Origin of the sequence: Pleomorphovibrio marinus (assembly GCF_003347495.1) — a bacterium.
In the GTDB taxonomy this organism is placed as follows: domain Bacteria; phylum Bacteroidota; class Bacteroidia; order Cytophagales; family Cyclobacteriaceae; genus Pleomorphovibrio; species Pleomorphovibrio marinus.
Map to the genome: position 1 here is coordinate 68,895 of NZ_QCXY01000002.1, position 26,203 is coordinate 95,097.

At 42.8% G+C, this 26,203-nt stretch carries 23 protein-coding genes; 6 read left to right on the forward strand and 17 right to left on the reverse strand.

The window, feature by feature from the left end:
* Positions 1–23 precede the first annotated feature (23 nt).
* Positions 24–638: a bifunctional nicotinamidase/pyrazinamidase gene (gene pncA / locus DB520_RS06325; RefSeq protein WP_114748866.1), complete on the forward strand. Its 615-nt coding sequence runs from the start codon at positions 24–26 to the stop codon at positions 636–638.
* Here pncA and DB520_RS06330 read toward each other — a convergent pair.
* From DB520_RS06330 to DB520_RS06340, 3 genes are all read right to left on the reverse strand, one after another.
* Complete coding sequence (locus DB520_RS06330; RefSeq protein ID WP_114748867.1) at positions 627–1,181, reverse strand: META domain-containing protein; 555 nt, start codon at positions 1,179–1,181, stop codon at positions 627–629. The genes pncA and DB520_RS06330 overlap by 12 nt on opposite strands.
* Positions 1,182–1,325: 144 nt before the next feature.
* Positions 1,326–1,874 (reverse strand): ferritin, encoded by a 549-nt coding sequence (locus DB520_RS06335; RefSeq protein WP_114749394.1) that lies wholly within the window; start codon positions 1,872–1,874, stop codon positions 1,326–1,328.
* 188 nt (positions 1,875–2,062) lie between these two features.
* The gene (locus DB520_RS06340) at positions 2,063–3,937 is read right to left on the reverse strand and encodes a CocE/NonD family hydrolase (RefSeq protein WP_232834869.1); all 1,875 of its coding nucleotides are present in this window, start codon (positions 3,935–3,937) and stop codon (positions 2,063–2,065) included.
* Positions 3,938–4,063: 126 nt separating this feature from the next.
* Here DB520_RS06340 and kdsB point away from each other — a divergent pair, with 126 nt between their 5' ends.
* Positions 4,064–4,798, forward strand: a complete 735-nt coding sequence (gene kdsB, locus DB520_RS06345; RefSeq protein ID WP_114748869.1) for a 3-deoxy-manno-octulosonate cytidylyltransferase — start codon at positions 4,064–4,066, stop codon at positions 4,796–4,798.
* 6 nt (positions 4,799–4,804) lie between these two features.
* Here kdsB and DB520_RS06350 read toward each other — a convergent pair whose 3' ends face one another.
* Together DB520_RS06350 and DB520_RS06355 are read right to left on the reverse strand one after the other, a co-directional pair.
* Positions 4,805–5,308, reverse strand: a complete 504-nt coding sequence (locus tag DB520_RS06350) for a hypothetical protein (protein ID WP_114748870.1) — start codon at positions 5,306–5,308, stop codon at positions 4,805–4,807.
* A 24-nt stretch (positions 5,309–5,332) separates the two neighbouring features.
* Positions 5,333–6,043: an RsmE family RNA methyltransferase gene (locus DB520_RS06355; protein WP_114749395.1), complete on the reverse strand. Its 711-nt coding sequence runs from the start codon at positions 6,041–6,043 to the stop codon at positions 5,333–5,335.
* A gap of 265 nt (positions 6,044–6,308) precedes the next feature.
* Between DB520_RS06355 and DB520_RS06360 the strand changes: the two genes are divergently transcribed.
* The gene (locus tag DB520_RS06360; protein ID WP_114748871.1) at positions 6,309–6,767 is read left to right on the forward strand and encodes a GAF domain-containing protein; all 459 of its coding nucleotides are present in this window, start codon (positions 6,309–6,311) and stop codon (positions 6,765–6,767) included.
* Positions 6,768–6,805: 38 nt separating this feature from the next.
* Here the strand turns inward: DB520_RS06360 and DB520_RS06365 are convergent, their stop codons facing one another.
* The 10 genes from DB520_RS06365 to DB520_RS06410 all read right to left on the reverse strand — a co-directional run bounded on the left by DB520_RS06365 (position 6,806) and on the right by DB520_RS06410 (position 17,129).
* The gene (locus tag DB520_RS06365) at positions 6,806–8,500 is read right to left on the reverse strand and encodes a DEAD/DEAH box helicase (protein ID WP_114748872.1); all 1,695 of its coding nucleotides are present in this window, start codon (positions 8,498–8,500) and stop codon (positions 6,806–6,808) included.
* 238 nt (positions 8,501–8,738) lie between these two features.
* The gene (locus DB520_RS06370) at positions 8,739–10,025 is read right to left on the reverse strand and encodes a citrate synthase (protein ID WP_114748873.1); all 1,287 of its coding nucleotides are present in this window, start codon (positions 10,023–10,025) and stop codon (positions 8,739–8,741) included.
* 304 nt (positions 10,026–10,329) lie between these two features.
* A complete protein-coding gene (locus DB520_RS06375; protein WP_114748874.1) occupies positions 10,330–10,749 on the reverse strand; it encodes a BrxA/BrxB family bacilliredoxin in 420 nt (139 codons plus the stop codon).
* 48 nt (positions 10,750–10,797) lie between these two features.
* Entirely contained in the window at positions 10,798–11,136 is a 339-nt protein-coding gene (locus tag DB520_RS06380; RefSeq protein ID WP_114748875.1) for a DUF59 domain-containing protein, read from the reverse strand.
* 11 nt (positions 11,137–11,147) lie between these two features.
* Positions 11,148–11,579: a SufE family protein gene (locus DB520_RS06385; RefSeq protein ID WP_114748876.1), complete on the reverse strand. Its 432-nt coding sequence runs from the start codon at positions 11,577–11,579 to the stop codon at positions 11,148–11,150.
* Positions 11,579–12,808 (reverse strand): cysteine desulfurase, encoded by a 1,230-nt coding sequence (locus tag DB520_RS06390; RefSeq protein WP_114749396.1) that lies wholly within the window; start codon positions 12,806–12,808, stop codon positions 11,579–11,581. The genes DB520_RS06385 and DB520_RS06390 overlap by 1 nt, the downstream gene beginning before the upstream one ends.
* Complete coding sequence (gene sufD / locus DB520_RS06395) at positions 12,801–14,111, reverse strand: Fe-S cluster assembly protein SufD (RefSeq protein WP_114748877.1); 1,311 nt, start codon at positions 14,109–14,111, stop codon at positions 12,801–12,803. Before sufD ends, DB520_RS06390 begins: the two co-directional genes overlap by 8 nt.
* A gap of 46 nt (positions 14,112–14,157) precedes the next feature.
* Complete coding sequence (gene sufC / locus DB520_RS06400; RefSeq protein ID WP_114748878.1) at positions 14,158–14,919, reverse strand: Fe-S cluster assembly ATPase SufC; 762 nt, start codon at positions 14,917–14,919, stop codon at positions 14,158–14,160.
* A gap of 28 nt (positions 14,920–14,947) precedes the next feature.
* Complete coding sequence (sufB, locus tag DB520_RS06405; RefSeq protein ID WP_114748879.1) at positions 14,948–16,393, reverse strand: Fe-S cluster assembly protein SufB; 1,446 nt, start codon at positions 16,391–16,393, stop codon at positions 14,948–14,950.
* A 241-nt stretch (positions 16,394–16,634) separates the two neighbouring features.
* Positions 16,635–17,129 (reverse strand): Lrp/AsnC ligand binding domain-containing protein, encoded by a 495-nt coding sequence (locus DB520_RS06410; protein ID WP_114748880.1) that lies wholly within the window; start codon positions 17,127–17,129, stop codon positions 16,635–16,637.
* Positions 17,130–17,494: 365 nt separating this feature from the next.
* Between DB520_RS06410 and DB520_RS06415 the strand changes: the two genes are divergently transcribed.
* The gene (locus DB520_RS06415) at positions 17,495–20,290 is read left to right on the forward strand and encodes a S9 family peptidase (RefSeq protein ID WP_114748881.1); all 2,796 of its coding nucleotides are present in this window, start codon (positions 17,495–17,497) and stop codon (positions 20,288–20,290) included.
* Here DB520_RS06415 and DB520_RS06420 read toward each other — a convergent pair whose 3' ends face one another.
* Both DB520_RS06420 and DB520_RS06425 read right to left on the reverse strand, forming a co-directional pair.
* Entirely contained in the window at positions 20,291–20,815 is a 525-nt protein-coding gene (locus tag DB520_RS06420) for a DinB family protein (RefSeq protein ID WP_114748882.1), read from the reverse strand.
* A gap of 757 nt (positions 20,816–21,572) precedes the next feature.
* Positions 21,573–22,727 (reverse strand): glycosyltransferase family 4 protein, encoded by a 1,155-nt coding sequence (locus DB520_RS06425; protein ID WP_114748883.1) that lies wholly within the window; start codon positions 22,725–22,727, stop codon positions 21,573–21,575.
* 803 nt (positions 22,728–23,530) lie between these two features.
* On the opposite strand from DB520_RS06425, the gene DB520_RS06435 reads away from it, so the two are divergent.
* Together DB520_RS06435 and DB520_RS06440 are read left to right on the forward strand one after the other, a co-directional pair.
* The gene (locus DB520_RS06435) at positions 23,531–24,679 is read left to right on the forward strand and encodes a glycoside hydrolase family 18 protein (RefSeq protein ID WP_114748885.1); all 1,149 of its coding nucleotides are present in this window, start codon (positions 23,531–23,533) and stop codon (positions 24,677–24,679) included.
* A gap of 62 nt (positions 24,680–24,741) precedes the next feature.
* A complete protein-coding gene (locus tag DB520_RS06440; RefSeq protein ID WP_114748886.1) occupies positions 24,742–26,061 on the forward strand; it encodes an amidohydrolase in 1,320 nt (439 codons plus the stop codon).
* Positions 26,062–26,203: the final 142 nt, after the last annotated feature.

Sequence of the window (26,203 nt, forward strand, 5' to 3'; positions counted from 1 at the left end):
TTAAAAAAAGCAAAGGAGTAAGTATGAAGGCATTATTGGTTGTAGACGTTCAATACGACTTTTTACCCGGGGGATCCCTTGCGGTACCTGATGGCGACAAGGTTATTCCAGTGATAAACCGGATTCAGGACAAATTTGACATTGTGGTCGCCACTCAAGACTGGCACCCCAAAAATCATGGAAGCTTTGCTTCTAACCACCAGGGAAAAAAGGCAGGGGACTTTGTCAAGCTATCCGGTGAAGACCAGATTCTTTGGCCAGACCATTGTGTACAAGGTACTCCAGGAGCCCAGATTCATCATGATCTGAAAAGGAAATCCTGGAAGAAGGTATTTCAAAAAGGGACGAATCCAGTAGTGGATTCATACAGCGGGTTTTATGACAACAATAGGGGAGAGGATACAGGTTTGGCTACCTACTTGAAGGAGCATGGGGTAGAAGAAGTATTTGTGACAGGCTTGGCAGCGGACTATTGTGTGAAGTTTACCGTAATGGATGCCATAAAGGAGGGTTTTGAGACTAATCTCGTGGAGGACGCAACAAAAGGGGTGAACCTATCGAGCGGGGATACCGAAAGAGCTTTTACAGAAATGGAAAAGGCAGGAGCAAAAATTATCGATTCTTCATCAATTCCGTAGCTTGTACGGAAATTGTTCTGAGGCCATTATCATGGGAAGGATAAAGGGATGTTCTCCGTTTTCTTCGTTCACCACTTTTTCCAACTTCATAATCTCCATACTCCCACATAGAAATGACAGTTTTCCTTCCTCGTCTATGGAAAAAGTGTGGGCAGATTTGAGAAGGGTAAGGAAGACATCCTCCCCGTCCCCATCACACCACATCTTCGTCATGGTCAGGAATCCCTGAACATCGATGGCATTACCTTTTATCTGTGTAAAGATGCTGAAATTATTACAGCCAGTGTATCCAAATACCTGCTTATTGATAGGATCAAAATACAGCCTCGGCTTTTTGCCGGGATAAAGCTCTTCAAAAGGCTTAAATTTGTCGTAGATAGAATTAACCTCCCACAAGCCAACTAAATCCTCTGAGATTGGCGTATTTGGGGGATTTACCAAGGAATCAATTTCACTTTCGTCCAGAGGGTCTTCCATTTGACCAAAGCCCACACTGACGACTATTATGCAAAAATTGATGCAGAAAACAAGACGTCTTTTCATGGTTATTGGGTTAAAACAAAGGAAATATAGACAAAAAAAACGAAAAATGAAATTAATATCTTGAAATAAAAGCCTTTACAAAAGCACCATCCGCCTCAGCAGAATTGCTTAGGCAGATGGTGCTTTTTTTTGGAGAGGATAATTCTATTTGATTTCCTCTACCGTGGAATGCAATTTTCCGAGTTCTTGGTCAATGGTCCATAAACCTACCCCTTCCTCACCGATAATATCGAAGAGTTCCAAAGCCCTTCTTGCAAGGGTTTCCTCTTCCCTTTGTTCGGTTACATACCACTGCATGAAGCTAAAGGTGGCAAAATCCTTAATGACAAAACAATGGTCTACAATCAGGTTGATGGACTTGGTTACCTCTATTTCATGTTCCAAAATCAATTCAAATACCTCCCGAAGTGAATTGAAGTTGTGCCTAATACCGTTAATTTCTGGCTGTACGGCATGCCCACCTGCATCGTTGATGTAGCGGAACAGCTTGAGCATGTGTTGGCGTTCTTCTTCAGCGTGGTCGTATAAAAACTGAGCAGAATGGGTGAATCCCTTCATATCCGCCCAAGATGCCATCGAAAGATAGTAGGCAGAGGATTTACCCTCCATTTCAATTTGCTTGTTCAGCTTTTTCTCCGTATCGAACAACAGTGACCTTTTTAAAGTCACTATTTCTTTTTCATTGGTTTTCATATACATAACATTAAAGTGATAGGTTCCTATTTAACGAATAACTACATTGTAAATATAACAGAATAAAGAGCCATAAGTTCCATGTGATAGCTTAATGAACCGAATTTAGAACTAGTATAATTAAAATAACTTAAAATATTATTCTGTTTTCTTGTATTTAAACTAAGTTTAAATAAGATCAAGAGAACCTATTGGGGCAGTAGCTGAACTTCCAAACTACTGGGGAAGTCCTTGGCATGAAAGACCTTATGGGTGGCCTTGACAAAATCCTCCTCAGTGGCTTTGAAGATGTTTTCCACATACTTTTGCGGATTTCGGTCAATGAGTGGAAACCATGTGCTTTGTACCTGAACTTGAATTTTATGTCCTTTTTTAAAGGTGTGAAACACGTCCTGCAATTGAAAATTGACTGCCGTCACTTTGTCCGGAGTGAATGGTTTCGGGTCAGAGAAGCTTTCCCTGTACCTGCCTCGGATCACCTCTGAACGCACCTTAAGTTGATAGTGGCTCAATTCCTGGCCTTCCTGCACATACTCGTGGTTTTCGGTGTCACCAGGATACACATCTACCAACTTTACAATCCAATCTGCATCCGTTTCTGAGGTGGAAACGAAAAGCTTTGCCATCATTTCCCCCGCAATGGTTATGTCCTCATCCAATGGGTCAGTCTCAAAGACCAACACATCCGGTCTTCTTGAGGCGAACCGCTGGTCATCGGCCATGTATTTTCTGGGGGTGAAATTCATTTTAATGTCCTGACTGTAAGGCACTGGGTTTTGGGGGTCAGAAATAAAGTCTGAGTACCCTGCAGATTGTGGTTCCGCCCTTCCCAGGCTGTTTTTATCTCCTAGGAAATAATTGGCCTTTACGGCATCCTTTGGTGGCCAATGCTCGAATTTTTTCCATTCTTTTTTACCAGTGTCGAACATGAAGGCCTCGGGTAGCTCGGGATCTTCGTTTCCTTTAAGAAATTTATCAAAAAATTCGAATTCTACGTTTTTTTGATACCAGGTAGAAATTGAATCACCAAAGTAAATGTTGGACACCTTTTGGAAACCAGATTCCCTGGACCAATCTCCATGAGACCAAGGGCCCATTACCAAGGTATTGAAAATACCGGGGTTGTTTTTTTCTATGGTCTTGTAAATGGTAAGGGGGCCATATAAATCCTCCGCATCAAACCACCCCCCTACGGTCATTACCGCGGGTGTTACCTCCTTTAAATGGGGAATGATGCTTCGTTCCTGCCAGAACTCGTTATAGTCCGGGTTTTCCTTTAATTGCTGCCAGAAGAAATTATCTTCACCGTAAAACTTGTCAGCGTTTTTTAAAGGCCCCATGTCCATAAAGAACTGATAACCGTCTCTGGTACCCGGGTCCACCATTTCATACCAAGGTTTGTCCGTGGGGCCTTCTTTTTGATACCCAAAGACAGAGGTTGCTAACCAATAACTCAGGAAATAGGCACCATTGTGATGAAAGTCGTCAAAATAGAAGTCCCCAATGGGTGCCTGGGGGGATACCGCTTTTAAGTTTGGATGGGCGAAAGGCAAGGCAGCAGCAGAATAAAATCCTGGGTAACTTATTCCCCACATTCCTACCCTGCCGTTGTGGTTATCCACATTTTCCAGCAACCACTCTATGGTGTCAAAGGTATCGGTACTCTCATCAATGGCGTCCGGATTGTCCTCTCTATCTGCCACTGTGGGCCTCATGTTGTCATATTTCCCTTCGGACATCCATCTTCCCCTTACGTCCTGATAGACGATAATGTATTTGTCCTCCATCAGATATGGAGAAGGCCCTATGGCCGGCCGCAGATCGCCTTCCCCGTAGGGACCAGCACTATATGGGGTGCGCTGCATGAGTATTGGGTATTCGGTTGATTTGTCCTTAGGGGAATACACTACGGTATGTAAATTCACACCGTCCCGCATGGTGATCCTGTGTTCCGTCTTCTCGTAATGTTGATTTACAAAGGTTGGCTCAGCCTGGCCAAATAAAAATAGAGGGAACACTAAACCAAGAATCAAGATGGGGAAATAAAGTCTTAACATATCCATTAAATTTGAGTTTTATAAATATATCGAAGAAGGTTAATTTTTGCTAACAAATTTTGGTTTCGATATTATGGGTCTTTTAAATTACTAATTTTGTTGGGAAAAGTAATTATCCCGAATTTTTGAACCATGAAAATTGTAGCCCTCATCCCCGCCCGTTTTGGGGCAACCCGATTTCCCGCTAAATTGATGGCAGACCTCTGCGGTAAACCTCTTATTGCCCGGACTTATTTGAGTACTATGGCTACGGGGGTGTTTGACAAGGTGGTTGTAGTCACAGATCATGAGGAAATAGCAGAAGTGATTCGAGCAGAAGGAGGCGAAGTATTCCTGAGTCAAAAGGAACATGAAAGTGGTTCCGACCGAATTGCCGAGGCTGCCGAAAAAATTGAGGCCGACGTTATTGTCAATGTGCAGGGTGACGAACCTTTTCAGGATAAGGGTTCCTTGCACTCACTCGTAGCAGCCTTTCAGGATCCCAAAGTGGAAGTGGCTTCTTTAATGGCAATCCTATCGGAAAAGGAGAAAATCCAAAACCCCAACATCGTAAAGGTGGTAGTGGACAAAGAATATTTCTCCCTTTATTTTAGCCGTTCGCCTATTCCATATATACGTGATTCTGCTGCGGAGACCCGTTTTTTTAGGCACATAGGCATTTATGCCTACAAAAAGCAGATGCTTATGCGTTTCACTTCATGGGAAAAGTCCATACTCGAAAAAACTGAGATGTTGGAACAGCTAAGGCTTTTGGAAAACGGGGTAAGGATCAAAATGATCCTCACCGAACATCAGGCAGTAGCTATAGATACTCCGGAAGACCTGGTGAAAGCAAAGCTTTACTATCAGAATAACTTCGCTGGATAAAAGGACCTACCTAAACCGCACAGGGGAGGTTCTTTCTTGCGGTTCCCTTATAACGATGAATTCTTCCCCTTCCTGGTTGTGACACTGGTTACAAGAAGCGGTAAAAGTTTTGAAGCCTTCCAAGAAGGCTGCCTTATCCCCTTGGTCAACGAGCTCTTCCATTTTAGGCAGGACTTCCTCCATAAATTCGGTGCTGGAAGGTTTTCGCTCAGGTCTTCGTTTTAGGCCGTCCTCCATGGCCTCTAAGATGTGTTCGATTTGATGTTCGGCATATTTCCAGTTTTCGTCCTGGCCTGCCCAGTAGAGTTCACTGTACCTGTAACCAACTTCTACCATGGTCCTGCTAAATCCGCCCAATTGGTGAGCTACCTCGTCAAACTTTTCATCAGAGTTCCCTTTTAGCCACCCCCCTGGCCCGACTGCCACTTGGGAGTCTTCTTGATGGGATACCTGGCACCCGATGGTTAAAAAAAGGAACATGCCTATCAGAAAGTAATTATGTACGTTCATATTTATATAGTTTTGGTGATGGGGTTAAAGTGCAAAATTTGCCAATTGTAAGCTGTGTACTGCTACCAGCCCGGCGGTTTCGGTACGCAGTCTACTTTTGCCCAAGCTGCATGCCAGAAAACCTTCCTTCAAAGCAGTTTGTATCTCTGTGGGCCCAAAATCGCCTTCCGGGCCTATCAACACCAGATAGGAATGGCCAGGCTGGGCCATATGGAAAAGGTGACCGGGTATTTTTTCGTCCACAAAACAGATGAATTTTTGGTGATTATTAAATGCAGAGTCTTGGATGAATTCACCAAAAGGGGTGATGTCGTTAAGAGTAGGCAACCAGACTTTGCGGCTCTGCTTGCATGCATTTATCGCTTTTTTTTGCAAACGAGAAAGGTTCACCTGAATCCTTTCGGTATTCTCGGTTTGTAAAATAGTGATCTCATCTACCCCAATCTCAGTGATTTTTTCCATTAGCCATTCTATACGGTCCATGTTTTTGGTAGGGGCTATGGCAAGGTGAATATCAAATTCCCCTTTGGGGAAAAACTGTTGCTCTATTATTCTGAGTTGGGTCTTTTTGGGATTATTGTCCTCAATCTTGCAGGTAAAAAGTGAGCCTTTCCCATTGGTGAAGTGAACCAATTCCCCAATAGGCTTCCTCAATACCTTGCTGATATGTTTTGATTCTTGCTGGTCTAAAACGAATAGGTCTCCAGCCATGTCCTCTTGAAAAAACCATTGCATGTCCATGTAATTTTCTACTAATTTACAGAATTTGATGTGTTTTAGGTTAATGTGAAAGCTTCATTTGTTATTTTTACCCATAACTAATCACATTGCTACACCTAAGACATAAAATCGAGCCTGTCCTGACGGCAGTCAGGGCATGACGAGCACGTCACACACTGGGATGCCCCGATAGCTATCGGGGAGATGCGAGATTCCCCCGAAACAAGTTCGGGGCAGGCAGGGGCAGGCTATGTGGCCGTTGAAAAGAAAATATAGACATATGAAAACACAAGAGCAACTAGAGGCCAAAAGCATTGACTTTGATCAGTTATTACTTTCCGTATTGGAGGATTTTGACTGTACCACTGGGACGATCCATGTGCTGGATATCCCTAGTGGAATTCTTCATCTTAAAGCCCGCCATGGGATCCCAGATTTTTTGCTCCCAAAAATGTCAGAGGTTCCCATCGGCAAGGGGATGGCAGGAATTGCTGCCGAACGCCGGGAGGCGGTGCAGGTTTGTAACTTGCAGACGGATGATTCCGGGGTGGTAAGACCGGGAGCAAAGGATACCAAGGTAGAAGGGGCAATTACGGTACCCCTCCTGTATAAGGGGGAGTTGTTTGGAACCCTTGGGATTGCCAAAAAGGATCCCTATGAGTTCAGCCAGGAGGAAAGTACCCGACTCCTGGAAATAGGGGAGAGGCTAGCAGAAAGGATACAAAAAAAGGCGCTGTAACACTACAGCGCCTTATGCTTTTCAGCCTATTTCAGGTTTTAGCCCTTAGAAATCTCAAAATTCACGGGCTTGCCTTTGATGGTGTTTGTGTTCATTACCTTGATGACGTGGTTTACGTCCTTCTTTGGCACATCCACAAAGGAAAAGTTCTCAAATATATCTATACCGCCGATACTTCCACCGGGAACTCCCGTTTCACCAGCAATAGCTCCAACAATATCGTTTGGCCTGATCCTGTCTTTTTTACCTAGATTAAGGAAGAGTCGTTCCATATGAGCATCTCGGTCTTTTCTAGGTCGTTTGCCTTTCCTTTCGGAACGGCCACCTCTGTCACCTCTGTCACGCTCTCTCCCGCCTCTTCGGCCTCCTCTGTCTTCCTTACGGCCTCTGCTGCTCAGGTCCACATTAAAGTCAACCTCTTTCAGCTCCTTAACCGCAGGGGCCAGTTGTAATTTCATCAAGCCGATGGCAAGCTGTTCTATGCTAAGCCCTTCGGTAAGCATTTTACCGATGGTTTCTTCGTAAACTTGGTTATCTTCCTCGATGGACAACATCCTATACACGTCCTTGATCAGTTGCTGTTTCTTCATTTCGAGCAACTCGTCAACGGATGGAGGAGCCATTTTATCGATGGAGGTTTTGATAAATCGTTCCAAGTCGTTGATTTTACCCAGGTCTCTTCTACCTGTCACAAAATTGATAGCGGTACCGTTTTTGCCGGCTCTACCTGTTCTTCCGATTCTATGAACATAGTTTTCTTCGTCCAGGGGTAGGTCGTAGTTGAATACTGCTTCCACATTTTCCACGTCGATTCCCCTTGCTGCCACATCTGTGGCTACGAGTACCGAGCAATGGCCCTTGCGGAACTTGTTCATTACCTTTGTACGCTGTGCTTGGGAAAGGTCTCCATGAAGTGCTTCAGCCTGGATACCCCTTGCAATAAGCTCTTCTGTAACTTCGTCGGTTACCCTTTTGGTGTTACAGAAGATCAAGCTTAGGGAATAACTGTTCAGGTTGATCAGCCGGGTGATTAAGTCCATTTTTAGTGGGGACTTCACCTCGTAGTAAACCTGGGAAATGTTTTCCACAGTAAGCTCTTTCCTCAATACCTTGACAATCTTAGGGTCAGTTTGGTATTTTCTGGTCAAATCCAAGATGGGCTTGGGCATGGTTGCGGAGAAAAAGACGGTCTGCCTTTCTTCCGGCATGGACTTAAGGATGGTTTCTATATCCTCCCTAAATCCCATATCCAACATCTCATCGGCTTCATCGAGTACGATTATGCCCACTCCCTGTAGTTTTAAGGTGCGTCTGTCAATATGGTCCATTACCCTTCCAGGTGTTCCTACCACGATTTGGACGCCCTTTTTCAAGTCCCTTATCTGTCTTTCAATGGAGTCACCTCCATAAAGACAGGTAGATGAAATCTTGCGCTTGTATTTGGTCAATTTCACAATCTCGCCTTCCACCTGTACAGCCAACTCTCTAGTTGGGCAAAGGATTAGGGCTTGGGGATGATTCGAATTTTCATCCACCTGATCGATGATTGGGATAGCAAATGAAGCGGTTTTCCCTGTACCTGTCTGGGCTTGGCCTATTAGGTCCTGACCCTCTAGAAGGGAAGGGATAGTCTGTGCTTGAATGGGGGAAGGATGGGTATAGCCCAAATCTTCCACTGCCTTCAAAATCTCTTCAGAGACTCCGAGGTCTGAAAATAACAATTCTTGTTCCATGATGTTTCCTTACTTCTCTAAGCCACGGTCTCCAAAATCCCTTTAACTAAGCAACAGCAAGGAAACCCACGGCAATCGAGAAAAATTATGACTTCGATTAATTAAGGCACAAAAGTAGGCATAAGTTTTGAAAAAACCTAATACCCTTCCATGAGAAAAATATTATTTATGTAAATGAAGAGCAGAGTAATGAAAATTTGGCAAAAAAAAAGCAGCCAATTGGCTGCTTTTACCTGCGTTATCTTTTTGAAATCTCTTTATAGTCCCTTTTTGTTGCCCCCACATAGATCTGTCTTGGCCTACCTATAGGTTCGTTGTTTTCCCTCATTTCTTTCCACTGGGCAATCCAACCTGGGAGCCTTCCCAATGCAAACATGACCGTGAACATATCTGTAGGTATGCCCAAGGCTCTATATATGATTCCAGAATAGAAATCAACATTGGGATACAGTTTTCTGTCCACAAAGTACTGATCCCCTAGTGCCGCTTCTTCTAGTTCCTTTGCGATTTCCAATATGGGATCGTCGATCCCCAATTTATCCAGTACATCATCTGCAGCTTTTTTGATTATTTTTGCCCTGGGGTCGAAGTTTTTGTATACTCTATGGCCAAACCCCATAAGCCTAAACGGATCATTTTTATCTTTGGCCTTGTCCAGCCACTTTTTGGTGTTGCCACCATCTTCTTTGATTGCCTCGAGCATTTCAATAACAGATTGATTTGCTCCACCATGAAGTGGTCCCCACAGTGCATTGACACCTGCGGAAATAGAAGCATAAATACTTGCCTGTGAAGAACCTACAATCCTCACCGTAGAAGTTGAACAATTCTGTTCGTGGTCTGCGTGCAAGATCAACAATTGATCCAATGCCTTGGAAATAACAGGGTCTGCCTCATAGGTTTCTGCCGGCAGTGCAAACATCATTTTAAGGAAATTACTGCAATAATCAAGTTTGTTGTCAGGATAATTCACAGGATGTCCCACCTTGTTTTTGTACGCCCAAGCGGCGAATGTGGGCAACTTTGCCATTAGCCGGACTATGCTGAGGTTGATTTCTTTATCCGAGTTGTTTGGGTCTAAAGAATTTGGGTAAAATGCGGTAAGTGAGCAAATTAAGGAAGACAATACCCCCATAGGATGAGCTACGGAAGGGAACCCACCCAATATTTTTTTGATGTCCTCATGAACCAGGGTATGCATGGTGATTTCCTGGCAAAAATTGTCATATTGGGATTTGTTGGGTAACTCCCCATTGATCAATAGATAAGAGACCTCTAGGAAATTTGATTTTTCAGCCAAGTCCTCAATATTGTACCCTCTGTACCTAAGTATGCCCTTTTCACCGTCCAAGAAAGTAATGGCGCTCTTGGTGGATCCGGTGTTTTTAAACCCTGGGTCCAGGGTAATTATTCCAGACTGTCCCCTTAGCTTGGCTATGTCTATGGCCAATTCGTTTTCGGACCCTTCTGTGACTGGTAGTTCAAACTCTTTTCCGTTATAGGATAACTTAGCAGTATCTGACATATTTTTATTTTTAACTATTTTTTAATGTGTGCTTAGGTGCATTTCTAAAATTCGCCTTAAGATAATAAATAAGCGGCAATTTTCCCCCAAATATTCAATAGCTGGACTACATGTCCGCCTATTATCCATTAAAGTTCATAGCATTAAAACTCGAAAAACAGATACTGAAATTGGGGGATCTAACAAGAAATCCAAAAAAAAACCTTCATTAAGACAAAATGCGAAATATTAATCTGCAACTGATTTTTTCGGTAAGTTGCCAGCACAAAGGACGAAAGCCATAGCCCCGAAAGGGGCTTAATGGTTACTCGCAGAAATGTTGAAATACTTCCACCAAATGGTCGCCAATCATTTGAGCGTTTCTCCCCTCAATATGGTGGCGTTCTATAAAATGGACCAACTCCCCATTCTTAAATAAGGCCATCGCTGGGGAAGAAGGCGGATAGGGTAGAACATACTCCCTGACCTTATCCACTGCATCCTTGTCGTTTCCGGCAAACACAGTTGCCAAAACATCAGGCTTTTTCTCGGATTGGTCAATAGCGTACCGCACCCCGGGCCTTGCAGCACCAGCTGCACATCCGCATACGGAGTTGACTACAATGAGGGTGGTGCCTTTATGGGATTTTAGGTGGTCGTCCACCTCTTGGGAGGTGCGGAACTCTTGGAAACCTGCATCTGTAAGCTCTGCACGCATGGGTGCTATAAGTTCTTCTGGATACATAACTTTATATATTATTAGTATTTAATTATGAGGTATTGTGTAAGTCGATTATAAAAAGCCAAGTTCCAATTTGGCCACCTCGGACATCATGTCCTGAGAATATGGGGGGTCAAAGGTCAGCTCCACCTCCACATTATTTATGCCCTCTATCTCTTTCACCCTTTCTTTCACCTCGGCGGGAATGGACTCCGCTGCCGGACAGTTGGGAGAGGTGAGCGTCATCATAATGTAGACGTTATTTACGGGGTAAACGGTAATTTCATAAATTAACCCAAGCTCATATACGTCAACAGGTATTTCCGGGTCATATACCAGCTTGATGGCATTAACTACCTTTTGTTTTAAGGCCGAGGTATCTAATTGTTCTGGCTTCGTCTCCTTCTCCATGGTTATTCTGTTTATGCATTTAACTTGGACTGGTAGGCTAGGGCATAAAGCTTCATCTGTTTGATCATAGCCGCCAGCCCGTTGGAGCGCTGCGAACCTATTATGCTTCCCATCCCTATTTTATCGATGAAATACAAGTCCGAATCAAGTATTTCATCTGCTTTTCGGTAGGAAAGTACACGTATCAGCAGGCTTATTAGCCCTTTGGTTATATCCGTGTTTGAGTCCGCTAGGTAAACTACCTTGTCTCCTTCCGTCTTGGTGATCAGCCATACCTTGGACTGGCATCCTTTTATGATATTGTCCTCTTTCTTTTCCTCTTCCGGAAAGGGGGGCAGTTTGTCCCCCAACTCCATAATGTAAAAGATGGTGGATTCCTTGTCATCCCCAAGTATGCTGAACTCTTCTATAATTTCTTCTTGTACCGATTTAATGTCATTCATTAATTCTTTCTTTTTGCAATACGGCTAAGTGAGACATATAGCACGTCAATTTCTTGTTTAGTATTGTAAACAGCAAAGGAGGCACGTACGGTTCCTTCAATATTGAATCGTTTCATCAAGGGTTGGGCACAATGGTGACCTGTTCGGACAGCTATTCCCACCGCATCCAACATCATCCCCACATCAAAGGGGTGCATGCCATTTATCAAAAAACTTAACACACTTACCTTGTGCTTGGCTTTGCCCACTGGAATAAACCCTTTGATGGTTCCCAATTTTTCTGTGGCATAGGTCAAAAGCTCATTTTCATGGGCAAGCAGTTGTTCTTTCCCTACAGTAGAAACAAACTCCAATGCTTTTTGAAAGGCAATTACATCTGCAATGTTTGGGGTGCCGGCTTCAAATTTGAAGGGGATTTCATTATAGGTGGTACCGGAAAAGTCCACCTCTTTGATCATTTCACCTCCCCCCTGATAGGGTGGCATCTCCTCAAGCAGCTCCCTCTTGCCATAAAGTACCCCCAAGCCAGTGGGACCATATAATTTATGGGCAGAAAAAACCAAGAAATCACAATCCAAGGCTTGTACATCCACTGTGAAATGGGAAGTGGACTGAGCAGCATCTACCAGTACTTTGGCACCTGCCCTGTGTGCCATGGAAATGATGCTTTCCATGGGATTTACAGTACCTAATGCATTGGAAACATGCAAAACTGAAACTAGCTTAGTTTTACTGCTGAGTAACTTCTCGTATTCCTCCATGATAAGTTCTCCATCATCGGTGATCGGAATAACCTTAAGCGTTGCCCCTTTTTCGGCACAAAGCATTTGCCAGGGTACAATATTGGAGTGGTGTTCCATCGCACTGATGATGATCTCATCGCCTTCATGGATGAACTTTCTCCCAAAGGTGGAGGCTACCAAATTAATACCTTCTGTGGTTCCTTTGGTAAAAATGATTTGCTCTTCGCTGGGTGCATTTAGGAATGAACTTACCGACTTTCTGGTATTTTCATAGTAGTCTGTGGCCCTGGCAGCGAGAGCATGTGCTCCACGGTGAATATTTGAGTTGTCCGTAGTATAGTAATGGTTCAGCGCCTCAATCACGGACAGGGGTTTCTGGGAAGTGGCCGCATTGTCCAGATATACGAGAGGTCTCCCGTTGACTTCTTGGTGAAGGACAGGAAACCTCTCTCTGATGTCATCAACATCAAAGCCCGTTTTAGCCATTTTGGCCTCCAAGTCTTTGTTGGACAAGTTGTACGCAGTATTCTCTGAAAGTCTCATGGTTGATTTTTTCTAATACCTCACCGGCAAAGGCATAGAGCAACAAAGCCTTTGCGTTTTCCTTGGAGATTCCACGGGTACGCAGATAAAACAGGGCTTCCTCATCGAGTTGGCCGGTGGTGCATCCATGGGAGCATTTCACATCATCCGCCCAAATTTCTAATTGTGGCTTGGTATTTATGATAGCATCCTCAGAAAGCAAAATATTGTTGTTTTGCTGGAAGGCATTGGTCTTTTGGGCATCCTGCCTCACGAAAATTTTCCCGTTAAACACCCCTCTCGACTTATCTGTCAATATCCCCTTGTAGAGCTCGTTGGATTCAGAATGGGGTTTTGTATGATCTACATTGGTGTGGTTATCCACATGTGTTTGCCCATTTGTCAGGTATATACCAAACATGTTCCCTTCACAATTGCTGTCAAGCAAGTTAAGGGTAAGGTTGTTTCTGATCATTTGACCCTGCAAAGACAGCACAAAAGAAGTAAAGGTCGCATCCTTGGGTACATCCACCACCATATTGGAGACCTCCAAAGCCTGTTTGCCCTCATCTTGGATTTTAAGATGGTGGATATGAGATCCTTCACCCACCTTAACATTTTCCAAGCCATTCAAGAATGTAATTTGCTCATCCAAGGATGCCACTAATTGAATAAATGTCGCCTCCACGAACTTACCCGTTTCTATTATTAATCTGGGGTGTATGGTTTGCCCGTGGTTATCTGCCTTAATAAGATGAAGGAGCAGGATAGGTTTATCCAATATCGCCTTATCCCTGATTTCAAGAAACAAACCATCCTGAAAAGCCAACTGGTTTAATGTAGCATAAGGATCTGTTTCCTTGTTTTCCGCAAGGGCAATCTTTTCCGTTAACTCCTCTTCGCTTAGGCTACTTAAAGGTCTTGCACTTACTCCATCCGGCAAATCCCCACTTAGCTCCTTATCCAAAATACCATTGTTGAAGACCAGGGTATAAGTGTCAACCCCAGGAATGAAGTGGGTTTTAAGATCTGAAATGGTCACATTTGTAGGCATGGCATGACCAAAATTGGTGATGCTCGACTCTATTTTTTTTGTGATGGGTGTGAATTTGTATTCCTCGTCTTTTGTGGAGGGAAGACCTTTCTGCGCCAATTCCTTAGCCGCATTTTCCCTCAGGGAAGCAAATGGTCCCGTAGGCTTGTGGCCAAAATAGGTATCCATAAAAGAGGAGGAGACACTAATTTCTTTTTTTGTTACAGCGCTCATGTGGTTAACTTTGTTTCAATAGAAAATGAAAAGACTTGACCAATACTTATACGGCGGTGTTGGCAACCTCTTCTTTGATCCAGTCATATCCCTTTTCTTCCAACTCCATTGCCAGGTTTTTGTCCCCTGACTTTACTATCCTTCCTTCGAAAAGAACGTGTACAAAATCCGGGATTATGTAATCCAACAAGCGTTGATAGTGGGTTACCACAATGGTGGATTTTTCTGCTGATTTTAGTTGGTTGACTCCATTGGCAACTACCTTGAGGGCATCTATATCTAAACCAGAGTCTGTTTCATCAAGAATAGAAAGTGTGGGTTCCAAAATGGCCATCTGAAAGATCTCATTTCTTTTTTTCTCGCCACCGGAAAACCCCTCATTTAGTGATCGGCTGAGTAGTTTTTGGTCAATTTCCACCAATTTCATTTTCTCCTTCATCAAGGAGAGGAATTTCACGGCATCCAGGGGCTCCTGACCTCTGTATTCTCGTACTTGGTTTACCGCAGTTCTCAAGAAGTTGGTCGAACTCACTCCTGGAATTTCTACTGGGTATTGGAAAGCAAGGAATACCCCTTCACGAGCCCTTTCCTCAGGATTGAGTTCCAAAAGGTCCTTACCTTTAAATGTCACCTCACCTTGGGTGACTTCATATTCTTCTCTGCCAGCCAGTACGGAGGCCAGGGTTGATTTTCCTGAACCGTTGGGACCCATGATGGCATGTACTTCCCCTGGCTTAACTTCCAAATTAATTCCTCTTAATATAGGTGTGCCCTCTATGGAGGCATGTAGATTTTTTATGGTAAGCATGTTGATTTTAATAATGTCACAAAATAGACTACCCTACGCTGCCTTCTAGTGTCAAGGCAAGCAATTTTTGGGCTTCCACAGCAAACTCCATGGGGAGCTGGTTTAGCACTTCTTTAGCATAACCGTTGACAATAAGTGCCACAGCATCCTCGGTAGCGATGCCCCGTTGATTACAGTAGAAAATCTGATCTTCTCCGATTTTGGAGGTTGTGGCTTCGTGTTCCACCTTAGCAGAAGAATTTGCAATATCGATGTAGGGGAAAGTATGCGCCCCACATCTGTCTCCCATTAGCAGGGAGTCACACTGGGAGAAATTCCGGGCATTGGTAGCCCTTTTCATTACTTGTACCTGCCCACGATAGGAATTTTGGGATTTTCCTGCGGATATTCCTTTACTCACAATCCTTGAGCGGGTATTCTTGCCAATGTGGATCATTTTCGTTCCTGTATCCGCCTGTTGGTAATTGTTGGTTACCGCGACGGAATAAAACTCACCAATGCTATTGTCCCCCTTCAAAATACAGGAAGGGTACTTCCAGGTAATAGCGGAACCAGTTTCCACTTGAGTCCAGGAAATCTTGGAATTGTCCCCGGCACAAATCCCCCTTTTGGTCACAAAATTATAGATGCCACCTTTACCGTTTTTGTCACCTGGAAACCAATTCTGAACAGTGGAATATTTCACCTCGGCATCCTTGGCTGCATAAATTTCCACCACTGCTGCATGCAATTGGTTTTCGTCTCGCTGGGGAGCCGTACAACCCTCCAAGTAAGAAACATACGAACCCTCTTCTGCTACAATCAGTGTACGCTCAAATTGCCCTGTGTTGGCTGCGTTTATCCTAAAATAGGTGGAAAGTTCCATGGGACACCTTACCCCCTTAGGGATATAACAAAAGGATCCATCAGAGAAAACGGCAGAATTTAGGGAGGCGTAATAGTTGTCTGTGGAGGGTACCACTGAGCCAAGGTACTTCTTTACCAAGTCAGGATGCTCTTTCACAGCTTCGCTAAAGGAGCAGAAAACTATGCCCAGTTTGGAAAGGGTCTCCTTAAAGGTAGTACCTACGGAAACAGAATCCAATACCGCATCCACGGCTATTCCTTGAAGCCGCTTTTGCTCGTTAAGGGAAATGCCCAAACGATCATATATTTTCAACAACTCAGGATCTATTTCGTCAAGCGATTTAGATTTGCTCTTTTGTTTTGGTGCGGAATAATACCTGATTTTTTGTAAATCTAGCTTGGGGTATTTAACGTTTGCCCAGTTGGGCTCTTCCATTTTTTCCCAAGTTTTAAAAGCTTTAAGCCTCCAATCCAAAAGCCATTCTGGTTCTTCTTTTTTGGCTGAAATCCAACGGATGATATCCTCGTTTAGTCCGAGCGGAGCCTCATCGGCTTCGTAATCTACGGACCAGCCATGTTCATATTCTTTGGAAGTGAATTCCTCTAAAATTTGGTTGTCTTTGCTCATACAGCAAGTTATTTAGACTAATTATATGCTGAAATACAAATATACAACGATTATCTAAATTATAATGTTCACAATGGGTTTTAAAAAAGTAAAGTTCTATTGGATGGCAAGTACAAGTATCTGTTTATCAATGGTTTAATAATTAAAAAGACTTTATATAGGAAATTTAGGAAGGAGAGAAAATCCATATCCAATCCATCAAAAATACAATAAATAGTTTATTTAGATTTAATCTGAATAATTAAATTTCTTCCTCTTTCTTCCCATTGCTTTCCTGAAAGAGCTGAATAGGTCGATTTATGCTTTCTTCCAGCACAATCAAGGTTTCAGTCCTATCTATGCCCTCCACCATTTGGATTTTGTTGAGTACATCCCTGAGGTGGTTGGTGTCTTTACAGATGATTTTGGCAAATATGCTGTAGTTTCCGGTGGTATAGTATGCGTTGATCACTTCTGCAATTTCCTTGAGCCTTTCGATCACGTTGTCATATAAAGAACTTTTTTCAAGATATATACCCAAAAAAGCAGAAATATCATATCCCAGTTTGGAAAAGTCGATATTAAGTGTTGCACTTTTCACGATGCCCATCTCTTCCAACTTCCTCATCCTTACGTGTACGGTTCCGGAAGACACGAAGACCTTCTTTGCAATTTCCGTATAAGGTGTCTTGGCGTCTTCGTTGAGAAGAGAGATGATTTTGAGGTCTATGTTGTCAATATCTAAAATTTTATCCATAATGACTTAGGGGATTTGTGTAATCGAAAATAAAGATGGTAGAAAATTATCAAATTGTCAAAACTAAAGGCTGCTTTTTTTTGTATCCTCACCCATTTCTCAAAATCACGCGAAAATCAAGAATTTTTTGGTGGAATGATTCTTTTGTAATATTTATTTTATCCTATGATTTAGAATAATATCATTTGCTATCTCTTCCATTAATTTTATTCGGAGAAGTCGCCCCTTTCATTTTATTCCGTTAGGGTTTTTGAATTTGAAGTAGGAGGATTCCGCTTATGTAAATAAGGGTGAATTTCGTCCCTTTTTTAGGAGCCTGTTCGTTCATTAATTGTTTATTTACCATAAAAAATTCAGGTTTGGGTATGCAGTTAAGGTCTTTTTTTTCTCTTTTAGTTTTTTTGATCCTATTTATAGGAATAACGGTCGCACAGGATAAGTCCTCACTTAAACATGGGGATTATGACAATTGGGAATCCTTTGGTAGAACAGTGCTTACCCCAAATGGGGAATTTGTGGGCGCAGAAATCAATTTGCAAGATGGGGATGGAAGAGTTGAAATTTACCGCCATAATGAACCGAACCCCATTTATATATTGCCAAGAGGGGAGGATTTGAGGTTTACTTCAAAAGGTAATTATGCTGTAGGACGTATCAAGGTTCAGAAGGACAGCCTAAGGCAGTTGAAGTTGAAGAAGACTAAATCATCAGAAATGCCCCAAGACAGTCTTTTCATTCTGAACCTGGCATCTGGTCACCTAACGAAGTTCCCTAAATTGAAATCATTCAAGATACCCGAAGAAGGAGAAAACTGGGTAGCAATGGAGCTGGATCAAGCAGAGAAAACGGAAGGTAGTGGGGAGGAGAAAAAAAAGACACCAAAACTCAGGGTTTGGGCATTGGATGGGAACAGGGAATTCAGGGTGGAAAAAGTAAAACGATATGGTTTCGATCACCCAGGTAATCGCATGTATTTTTTTCGGGAAAATAGGGACAGTATCCGACGCGAGAGTGTCTGGATGTTAAACCTTGAAAATGGGGAGGAGGAGTTGGTTCATGAAGAAGCTATGCAGTACAGGCATCCGGTGTTTAGCGAAGATGGTACCATGTTTGCTTTTGTAGGCAGTAACGACTCGGCAGAGGCCAAAAAGCCCTCTTTCCATTTGTTCCTTCAAAATGAGAAAGGAGAAAAAGCCGAAAAACTTCTTGCTTCCAACGAAAGCTCTTTTGCGGATGGATACAGGCTAAGTCAGTATATGACCCCGGAATTTTCCAAGGAAGGTAATCGCTTATTTTTTGGAGTCACCAAGGAATACAAGACTTTTGCTTACGAAGAGGACAGTACTATATTAGAAGAGGAACGGGTATCCCTGGATATTTGGGGATGGCAGGACAAAACCCTCCAACCCATGCAGCTCAAACAGAAGGAGGATGAAAAAAGGAAATCCTATTGGGGACTCATGGATATGGAAACCCGTCGCGTAACTCAAATACACGATGAAAATTTCCGGGAATTGACTCTTGACAAGGAAAGGAAGCTAAACGTGGGGCTGCTCCAGGATGATAAGTCCTACAAGCGAAACTACAGTTGGAATATCCAGATTGGCAAGGATGTATATTTGGTTGATCTTGAATCTGGTGAAAAGAAACTAGTGGAAAAGAATCTAGTGGGAAACCCTACCCTATCTCCGGCCGGAAAATTCGTGGTTTGGTATAGTCGCCCCGACAGCACCTATTTTTCTTATAATATTGAAACTGGAAAGAAGGTGGACCTTACCAGTAAATTGAAAGTCAACTTCTTCGATGAGTTTCATGACAGTCCATCCTATCCAGGTCCATACGGGCCTGTTCATTGGTTAGAGCAAGATAAGGCCTTACTAGTATATGACCGGTTTGACATATGGAGGTTGGATCCGAATGGGGAAAAATCCCCCCTCAATTTGACAAGGGGAGAGGGGAGAAAAAAGAAGCATGTTTTCAGGGTGGAAGCCTTGGACAAATCGGTAGATTATATTGACAGTTCTGGATCCTTGTATCTCAATGTGTTCGGGGAAAGGAGCAAAAAAGCAGGTTATGCAAAGGTGGATTGGAAGGGAAATAAGCGCGTTGAAATGCTAATTTTCGAAGATGCCTGGTTTTCAGGTTTTAGCAAAGCAGATTCCTCAGAAAGGGTAATCTATACAAAGAGTACCTTTGAGGAATCACCCACTTTATATGCCAGTGACCTCGGGTTAAAAGAGGAGTTGTCTCTGGCAAAAACAAACCCTCAACAGGGCGAAAGGTTATGGGGGACTGTAGAGCTGCTGGACTTCAGGGCCAATGACGGCTCAGAGCTACAGGGGATGCTGTATAAACCAGAAAACTTTGACCCTTCCCAAAAGTATCCCATGTTAGTCTATTTTTATGAAAGGAGGTCCGATAACCTTCATCGTTACATTTCTCCAGCACCCTCAGCATCCACCATCAATATTCCTTATTTTGTAAGTAACGGGTATTTGGTATTTGTGCCCGATATCAAATACGATTTGGGACTTCCGGGTCCAAGTGCCTACAACTGCATCGTTCCAGGCGTACAGAAGGTATTAGCGGAAGGTTACGTAGATGTGGACAGAATCGGAATCCAAGGCCAAAGCTGGGGTGGTTATCAAGTGGCTTACCTGATCACCCAAACGGACATGTTTAGGGCAGCAGGAGCAGGGGCACCTGTGGCCAACATGACTTCGGCCTATGGGGGCATAAGGTGGGAAACCGGAATGAGCCGTATGTTCCAGTATGAACAGACCCAGTCCAGAATAGGAGGAACGCTTTGGGAAAAGCCCATGCACTACCTAGAAAACTCCCCCTTGTTCTATGCTGACAGGGTCAGCACTCCTGTACTTATCATGCACAACGATGCGGATGGAGCCGTGCCATGGTACCAGGGTATAGAGTTTTTTATGGCCTTAAAACGAAACGACGTTCCATCTTGGCTTTTGGTGTATAACGACGAGGCCCACAATTTGCGGAAAAGAAAAAACCGAAAGGATCTTTCCATTCGGCTTTCTCAGTTTTTTGACCACTATCTTAAAGACAGCCCTGCACCACTGTGGATGACCGAAGGCCTGCCGGCAGTAGAAAAAGGAAGGACTCTTAAATACGAGCTGGAAGATATCCAGGAATAATCAAGACCCCCTGAAACCTGGAGGAGTAATCCCATTGGAACGGATATAAGAAATGGCAGCACCCCTGTGATGGGTGGCGTGATCATCTATAAAGCTGATCATTTGCCTTCTTGTTATTTTCCCAACAAAGGTTTCGATTTCCTCGGCTAATTCAGCTTCGGAAAGGGAGCTGATGGTACCCCTGCCATAATCATAGCAGGCACTGATAAATTTTTTGATGTCTTCTTTGCTTTCCGGTTTTGCACCTGGATCAAAAGGCATATCAGCACCATTTAAAAACCCTTTGGACATATTGGCTATACTGGCCCCGACATGCGTCACTTGCTCCCGGAAGGACATAGCAGATTCGTGGGGCTTGTAGTCCAGGAGTTCATTGGGCATTTTGTCCACCACTTCCAGGGTAAACTGTTTTCCGTTTTCCCACTTGGCCAAGAACTCCTCCATATTGGTTTGGGCAAAGGCCTCTTTTTGTCCAACCCAAACCAAGGCCAGGAGGATACCTAAAAGGATTGATGTGTTTTTCATAGCTATTTGTAGTTTAGTAGAGGCTGAATATCGTTACTTTTTGGGCAAATTCAAGAGGAAGAGGGAGTTTTTGCTTTCGTTATTAAGTATTTGGGCTTTCAGGTATTTCAAAAAGTGTGGGGAGGAAAGCCGTTTTTAATTGATCATATATAAGGCCTCCCAAATAGATGGGAGAGTGTTGATGGGCTTCTCCTGTTTGAAAGTATGATTTATAAACCTTTAACCAACTTAGCTACATTTGGAGACAAGGATGATGGAAATGATGCCAAGTTGATAAAACTTTACATCCGATTCCTTGTTTTTATCCAAGGCTACCTCAGCCAAAATTTGTTATGAAATCGAGCCTGCCTGGACGGCAGTCAGGCATGACGAGCACGTCACACACTGGGATGATTATCGTTGCGAGATTCCCCCGAAGCGAGTCCGGGGCAGGCTATGTGACCAATAAGAAACAAATATAAACACATGAAATCGAGCCTGTCCTGACGACAGTCAGGGCATGAGGAGAACCTCACACGGAGTATTAAAAATAGGCATTTACAGAAAGGAAATGACATTTAGTTTCTCGCAGCCCTGCCCTGAGTTTTTTCAGGGGGGCGCAACGAATTCGCAACGCTCGCAGCGAAGTAGCTTTAAAAGTTTGTATTTAATTAATAAATTATTTGATTTAAAGTAATATGTCAATGGTAGGGATGATTATAGACTGCGAGATTCCATATGGCCTTTAAAAAACAAATTATAATCATATGAAAAATCACTAAATCGATCTGTTGTATAAGTCTAAGGTATCCATTGCCATTTTTTTCCACGAAAATTGCTTAGCATTTAAATTGCCACGGCTTGCAATGTTTTCCATAAACTCTTCATCATGTAATTTTTCAATCAAGTTAGAAATGTTCTCTTCAGAAAAATCATTATCAATATAAATTGCGCTATCTTTTAAATTCTCTTTAAATATAGGAATATCGGAGCAAACAACCGGTACTGAATGGGCTTGTGCTTCGAGTACAGGCAATCCAAAACCCTCATATTCCGACAATAACAACACTAATTTGTACTCAGAATATATTTCAGCCAAGGATATTTTGTCCTTAAAGGGTTCAAAATGTACATACTCCTCTAATTGCATTTCAATAATTTTCATTTCCAAATCATAGACATAATCTTTGAATACTTTGCTTCCACGAAAATAAATCTGAAATTCACTGAAACCAGACTCCAAAAATCTTTTTGCAAGATCTAAAACTTTAAAATGCCCCTTATGGGGATAAAACCCAGCTATAACCCCAATCTTCAAAGGGGATTTTTGTTTATTATTAACTTTTTTTATCGGGTTGGACTTTTTTGAGGCTTCTTGGATGACAATTATTTTCTCACTAATATTAAATTTCTGCTTTAACTCTTTTTTAATAGCTTTTGCCGGAACAATAACAAAATCACTTATACCAATTGCTGACTTACTTAAATGCCTTAAAAAATAAAATTTAAACTTATTTTTTACTTTTAAATATTTTTTAAGGTGGGGATTTAAGAGGTATAAATCAAACATGAAATCGTGAACCGTAACAATATATTTGCATACCTTTATCCTAGGCATTTCTGGGATCACACGGTGTAATAAATCTATTTTTCGATAAACACAAAATAATGGCAGTCGCACCTGAAGCCAGAACATTCTAGAAAAAAAATCATTATTATTCAATGAAATGTTTATCACTTTAATGTTTTTTAAATTTGTCAAACCATCCAGCTTGGTATTTTTTAAACAAAAAACGGTGGAGTACTCATTTTCTAAAATTAAATCCAGGTTCTCTACGAAATTAATCGCATAGGTAGTTATGCCTCCTCCAGCACCACCCTTTCCTGGAATCACATTGGAAATGTCAATACAGATGTTTTTTTGTTCTTTCATTTCTGTTAAGTTAATTTAAACTCAAAAAATAGTAAATATTACTTGTGATAAATATTTATACTATAACATGGTAGTAGATTTATAAATATTACAATAATAAAATAATTACAAATAAAATTTTCATGCTGTATAAAACACAACTTAAACATTTTTAAAATATAGGTTATTGTTGGGGAAGTAGGAAGCAAACCCTCCTCGATCAGGAAGAGACAATTTTCACCAAATAGCAAAAGCACTTACTATGATTCAAATTAAGAAAATTTTGAAATATAATTTCAAAATCCTGCTACCGAATAGCATCCCTCATTTCCTGGTATGTGATTTAAACAATTTTGTCAATCCTCTTTCAGAATTCGTAGATGTGGCAAAAATTTGCACTCACCAAATAATGCCATTGGATTGGGACCAAATCTATCAAATGTTGTCAAATATAATTATAGTTTTCTTTAATGGTAGGGGTTTTTCTGGATTTTCTCCAAATTCTTGATTTTATCCCCTTACTTTTTTTACCTCCTACTGGTGAGGTGGGGAGGTAAACCACGGTTAATTTCTCATTTTCCGTGGGTTCAGAAAGAGTTTGTCTCCAACTCTAATTGTCTGCTGATTATTCAAAGAAATTCACCAACCTTTTGATAAGGCTTTCCTACCTGTACTGCTAGGTGTTGGCTACCATTTTGCCAGATGGGTCTCTGTAGAATCCCATATTGTTCACAGGTCCACCTACTTCTTAAATTGCCTTTTTCCTGAAAAAATTCATTAATTTGGCATTTCCGTAAATCAATTTCCCGACTTAACTATCAGCCATGAACCTATTTCTTTTATTTCGTTTCTTAACCCTATTTCTATTTTTAGGAAGTATTCCCCTTGTAGATCATGGAAGGCCTCCAGTGGCCGAGCAATATAGGTCAATAGCCTACGTCCTTCCCTCTGAACGGCTTCACATACCAGATATCGCCGCAGAAAAACTCACCCATATTCTCTTTGCCTTTGCCAATGTAAAAGACCATAAGGTGGTATTGGAAAGGGATAGGGATGAGCTTCACCTTAGTCAGCTTTTGACTCTGAAGGAGAAAAACCCGGATTTAAAGTTGATACTTTCAGTCGGTGGCTGGACTTGGTCTAAAAATTTTTCAGATGCAGCCCTTACCGAAGATAATCGACAGCTATTTGCGGAGAGTGCAGTTGAAATTTTACTTAAATACAAATTGGATGGGCTGGACATTGATTGGGAATATCCAGGGCAGAAAGGGGACGATAATGTATACAGGTCGGCGGATAAGGAAAATTATACCTTGCTGTTGAAGGCTTGCAGGGAGGCTTTGGATAAGGAGTCTGATCAACAAGCTAGGTCAGAGCATGACCGCTATGAGCTATCTGTAGCTACCGGTGCCACTGCAACCTTCCTGGAGCATACCGAGATGGACAAGGCTCAGGAGTATCTGGATTTTATATTATTGATGACCTATGATTTCTATGGGCCCTGGACGGAGACTACAGGACACCATGCTGCCTTATATGCTTCAGAAATTCAACCTGAGGCGCCTTCGGCTGCCAAAGGAGTAGAACTGTATAGGCAGGCAGGGGTGCCATTGGAAAAAATTGTGCTGGGCGTTCCTTTTTATGGCAGAGGGTGGACAGGCGTGGAACCGGTTGATAATGGCAGGTTTAAGCCTTATCAAGAAAATGTTCAGTCCCAGGGTTATCAGTCCCTCTTGGATGATTTTATTGACAAAAATGGATATGTGAGGCATTGGGACGATCAGGCAAAGGCCCCCTACCTCTGGAACCCCGAAACCCGTACCTTTTACACCTATGAAGATCCCGAGTCCTTAAGGCACAGGGCAGCCTTTATCAAAGAAAAAGGCCTGGCGGGGATGATGTACTGGCAGCATGCCCAGGATCCGAAAAACCGTTTGTTGGAGGCCTTATACAATGCCTTGCACGGCAATTGAACAAAGGCCTTTGAATTCTTCCGGCTCAATACCTATATTGGATAAACTTAACCACCTCTTCTATGAACCATCCCCTGTTTTCAAACCCCGTAACTTTGGCTTTTATACTTGGTTTTTTAGTACTTTCCCATCTCGGTTTTTCCCAAGACGATGTGAAGGAAGAAGTGCGGGAAAAGGCAAAAGCCATAGAAGACAAAGTGATTACCTGGAGAAGGGATTTCCACCAATATCCTGAGTTGGGAAACCAGGAAACTCGCACAGCTGGGATTATCGCTGACCATTTGAGAAAATTGGGGATGGAAGTCACCGAAGAGGTAGCTGTTACTGGGGTGCTGGGTGTTTTGAAAGGGGGCAAACCAGGCCCGACGGTGGCTCTCAGAGCAGACATGGATGCACTGCCCATCACCGAGCGAACGGATGTTCCTTTCAAGTCCACAGTGACCGCAGATTACAACGGGAAGGAGGTTGGGGTTTCCCATGCTTGTGGACATGATTCCCATATGGCCATTTTGATGGGGGTGGCCGAAATACTCGCCGGTATGCAGGAAAATATCCCCGGCACGGTTAAATTCATTTTTCAACCCGCCGAAGAGGGCATGGACGATCTGGACACCTGGGGCGCCAAACAAATGGTGGAAGAGGGTGTGATGGAGGATGTGGAGGCTATTTTTGGATTGCACATCAATTCTCAGACTCCAGTAGGAACCATAAAGTACAGATCAGGTCCTGCCATGGCCGCCGTAGACAACCTGGAAATACTGATAAAAGGCAAACAAGCGCATGGGGCCTATCCTTGGTCCTCTGTAGATCCCATTGTCACGGCTTCGCAGATTGTAATGGGTTTGCAGACTGTGGTCAGTCGGAGTGTGAACGTGACAGAAATACCCGCCATTGTCACGGTTGGCTCCATTCATGGAGGGGTAAGGCACAACATCATACCTGAAGAGGTGGAAATGATAGGAACGATCAGGACTTACAGTGATGAGCAGCAGGAGTTGGTGCACAGGCGCATACGAGAGATAGCCGAGAATATCGCCAAGAGTGCAGGAGCAGAGGCAGAGGTGAACCTTAGGAAGATGTATCCCGTGACCTATAACGACCCTGAATTAACCGAAATGATGCTTCCCACCCTTCTTCAGACGGCGGGAGAGGGCCGCTTGGTGGAGCATGAGTTGATCACTGGGGCTGAGGATTTCAGCTTTTACCAAAAGGCGAAGCCTGGCCTGTTTTTCTTTCTGGGGGGCATGCCAGCTGATGGGGATCCCGATAAAGCCCCCTCACACCATACTCCTGATTTTTACCTGGACGAGAGCGGATTTGTGTTGGGAGTGGAAGCATTGGCGAATTTGGCCCTGGATTATTTGAGTAAGGCTGGAGAGTAGGAGTGGTTTGTAACCAAAAATATTTATTTCTTCCATTTTTTGATAAAATAGCCAAATATATTATTCTACTTTTAATATAGTCCAGATTACCTTACATTGGAACTGAAACCATCCCCTTCTTTTTTATATGTGTTTATCCACA